Origin of the sequence: Mycobacterium sp. E3305, from assembly GCF_001666785.1 — a bacterium.
Classification (GTDB): domain Bacteria; phylum Actinomycetota; class Actinomycetes; order Mycobacteriales; family Mycobacteriaceae; genus Mycobacterium.
The window spans coordinates 1-3,091 of the sequence record NZ_LZJA01000158.1; the positions used below are offsets into that span (position 1 = coordinate 1).

General features: G+C 68.9%; 4 protein-coding genes. All 4 read left to right on the plus strand.

What is annotated here, in order from left to right; all coding sequences use genetic code 11:
* Nucleotides 1–497 (plus strand): RNA polymerase sigma factor SigE (gene sigE, locus A5701_RS14900; RefSeq protein ID WP_067754812.1); only part of this gene is annotated, 497 nt, incomplete at its 5' end.
* A 106-nt stretch (nucleotides 498–603) separates the two neighbouring features.
* Nucleotides 604–999, plus strand: a complete 396-nt coding sequence (rseA, locus tag A5701_RS14905) for an anti-sigma E factor RseA (protein WP_067754815.1) — start codon at nucleotides 604–606, stop codon at nucleotides 997–999.
* Between the two features lie 186 nt (nucleotides 1,000–1,185).
* On the plus strand, nucleotides 1,186–2,688 hold the full coding sequence (locus A5701_RS14910; RefSeq protein WP_067754818.1) for a S1C family serine protease: 1,503 nt from the start codon (nucleotides 1,186–1,188) through the stop codon (nucleotides 2,686–2,688).
* Nucleotides 2,689–3,081 (plus strand): Sec-independent protein translocase protein TatB, encoded by a 393-nt coding sequence (tatB, locus tag A5701_RS14915; protein WP_067754821.1) that lies wholly within the window; start codon nucleotides 2,689–2,691, stop codon nucleotides 3,079–3,081. It begins immediately after the preceding gene.
* Nucleotides 3,082–3,091: the final 10 nt, after the last annotated feature.

Genomic DNA, 3,091 nt, shown 5'->3' on the forward strand with positions numbered 1-3,091 from the left:
GGGTGTACCGGCTGGCTTACCGCCTCTCGGGCAATCAGCATGACGCGGAAGACCTGACGCAGGAGACCTTCATCCGGGTTTTCCGATCGGTGCAGAACTACCAGCCGGGAACGTTCGAAGGCTGGCTGCACCGCATCACCACCAACCTTTTCCTCGACATGGTGCGCCGGCGCGCCCGCATCCGGATGGAGGCGCTGCCCGAGGATTACGAGCGCGTGCCCGCCGACGAGCCCAATCCCGAGCAGATCTATCACGATTCGCGGCTCGGTCCGGACCTGCAGGCCGCCCTGGATTCCCTGCCGCCGGAATTCCGCGCCGCCGTCGTCCTGTGTGACATCGAGGGCCTGTCCTACGAGGAGATCGGCGCGACGCTGGGCGTAAAGCTCGGCACCGTGCGCAGCCGCATCCACCGCGGACGTCAGGCGTTGCGCGACTACCTGGCCGCTCATCCGCAACCGGGCGCCGGCCGGGACGCGGTGCACGCCGAGTCGGCGTAGGGTTCGTCGCCTGGCCATGAGCCAGCGGTTTCGCGGTCTCGAGACGCGATATTGCGAGCTGCCTCGCGCTACATTCGAGGGGTAGGCGCAACGAAAGGACCCGGTGATGCCCGATCGAGGACATCTGTTCCGTCGTGCGTTCTCCTGGCTTCCCGCCCAGTTCGCCTCCCAGAGCGATGCCCCCGTCGGCGCGCCGCGCCAGTTCGGCTCTACCGAGCACCTTTCCGTCGAAGCCATCGCGGCCTTCGTCGACGGTGAGCTGCGGATGAACGCGCACCTGCGGGCGGCGCATCACCTGTCGCTGTGCCCGCAGTGTGCGGCCGAGGTCGACGGTCAGAGCCGGGCCCGTGCGGCGCTGCGGGATTCGCATCCGATCCGCATCCCGAGCGCGCTGCTCGGAATGCTCGCCGAGATTCCCTACGATTCGCCCGACGACGCGACCGGCCGGCCGGCCGACCGTTTTGCTGAGCGCGACGCCCGTGAGCAGCGCAAGCGCCCGTAGCTGCGCGCCTTCCGAATGAGCCCCCGTCGTTGATCCGTCCCGATTTTGCGCACCCCGCCCGCGCGCTCATGGGCGGCCGGTCCCGAACCGTGGATACTAGGGTGGACACGACCACGCCGGTGTCGTGGGTATCGCCCGGTGCAGGGCCTGTCTCGAGCGCTCAAGAAGAGGATCCAAAGGGATAACGTGACCTCCGACCAAGGCAACGACAGCGGCAACCGCTTGGCGCCGCGCCCCATCTCCCGTCCGCCGGTGGACCCCGCGTCTCGCCAACTGTTCAGCCGTCCCGACGGACTGCGCGGCTCCTTCGTGGCCGATCGGGTCCGTCCGCGGAAGTACCGGGACCAATCCGAGTTTTCCCCGCACGACGAGCCGGCCGATCCGGTCCTCCAGGAGGCGTTCAGCCGTCCCGTCGGAAGCCCCGACTCGCTGCAGCGCCACCCCGTCGACGCCGGCGCGCTCGCGGCCGAGAAAAACGGGGCCGAGCCCGACGAACTCGACGACCCCTGGCGCGACCCGGCGGCCGCCGCGGCGCTGGGCACCCCGGCGGTCGCCCCCGCGGGACCTCGGGGTCCGCAGGGCTACAGCGGCAAGCTCGGCGTACGCGATGTGCTGTTCGGCGGCAAGGTGTCCTACCTGGCGTTGCTCGCCCTGCTGCTGATCGCGCTGCTCATCGGCGTCATCGGCGGTGTGATCGGCCGCAAGACGGCCGAGGTCGCCGAGGCGTTCACCACCTCGAAGGTGACCCTGTCGACCAACGGCAACGGTGAAGGTCCGGCCGGCCGGTTCGCCAAGGTGGCGGCCGCGACCGCGAACGCGGTGGTCACCATCGAGTCCAAGAGTGACCAGGAGGGCTTGCAGGGCTCGGGCGTGGTTGTCGACGGGCGCGGCTACATCATCACCAACAACCACGTGATCTCCGAGGCGGCCAACAATCCCAGCCAGTTCAAGACGACCGTGGTGTTCAACGACGGTAAGGAAGTGCCCGCCAACCTGGTCGGCCGCGACCCGAAGACCGACCTGGCCGTGCTCAAGGTCGACAACGTCGACAACCTCAGCGTGGCCCGGTTCGGCGACTCGGACAAGGTGAATGTCGGTGACGAGGTCCTCGCGGCGGGCGCGCCGCTGGGGCTGCGCAGCACCGTGACCCACGGCATCATCAGCGCGCTGCACCGTCCCGTCCCGTTGTCGGGTGAGGGCTCGGACACCGACACCGTCATCGACGCGCTGCAGACCGACGCGTCGATCAACCACGGCAACTCCGGCGGCCCGCTGATCGATATGGATTCGCAGGTGATCGGCATCAACACCGCGGGCAAGTCCTTGTCCGACAGCGCGAGTGGGTTGGGCTTCGCGATCCCCATCAACGAGGCCAAGATGGTGGCGCAGACGCTGATCAAAGACGGCAAGATCGTGCACCCGACGCTGGGCATCAGCACCCGGTCGGTGAGCAACGCGATCGCCGCCGGCGCGCAGGTCGCCAACGTGAAGGCGGGAAGCCCCGCGCAAAAGGGCGGGATCCTGGAGAATGACGTGATCGTCAAGGTCGGTAACCGCAAGGTCGCCGACGCCGACGAGTTCGTCGTCGCCGTCCGGCAGTTGACCATCGGCCAGGACGCCCCGATCGAGGTGGTCCGCGACGGTCGGCACGTCACCCTGACCGTCAAGCCCGACCCCGACGGAAGCTAGATGTTCGGCAGCCTGAGCTGGGAGCACATCCTGGTCCTCGTCGTGGTCGGGCTGGTGGTGCTCGGCCCGGAGCGGCTTCCCGGTGCGATCCGCTGGACGTCGACCGCGCTGCGGCAGGCCCGCGACTACCTGAGTGGGGTGACCACCCAGCTGCGCGAAGACCTGGGGCCCGAGTTCGACGACCTGCGCGTCCCGCTGAGCGAATTGCAGAAGCTGCGGGGGATGACGCCCCGCGCCGCGCTGACCAAGCACCTGCTGGACGGCGACGATTCGTTCCTCACCGGCAACTTCGACCGACCGGCCACCGGGGCGGTCACGCCGGCAGCCCCGCCCCAGCCGACAGCCGAGCAACACCTTTCCGGGCCGACCCCGTTCGACGCCGACGCGACCTGAGCGTCAGCGC

Excerpts from the sequence above, each read along its gene's own strand:
- rseA (WP_067754815.1), top strand. The coding sequence starts at position 604 with ATGCCCGATCGAGGACATCTGTTCCGTCGTGCGTTCTCCTGGCTTCCC.
- tatB (WP_067754821.1), top strand. The coding sequence starts at position 2,689 with ATGTTCGGCAGCCTGAGCTGGGAGCACATCCTGGTCCTCGTCGTGGTC.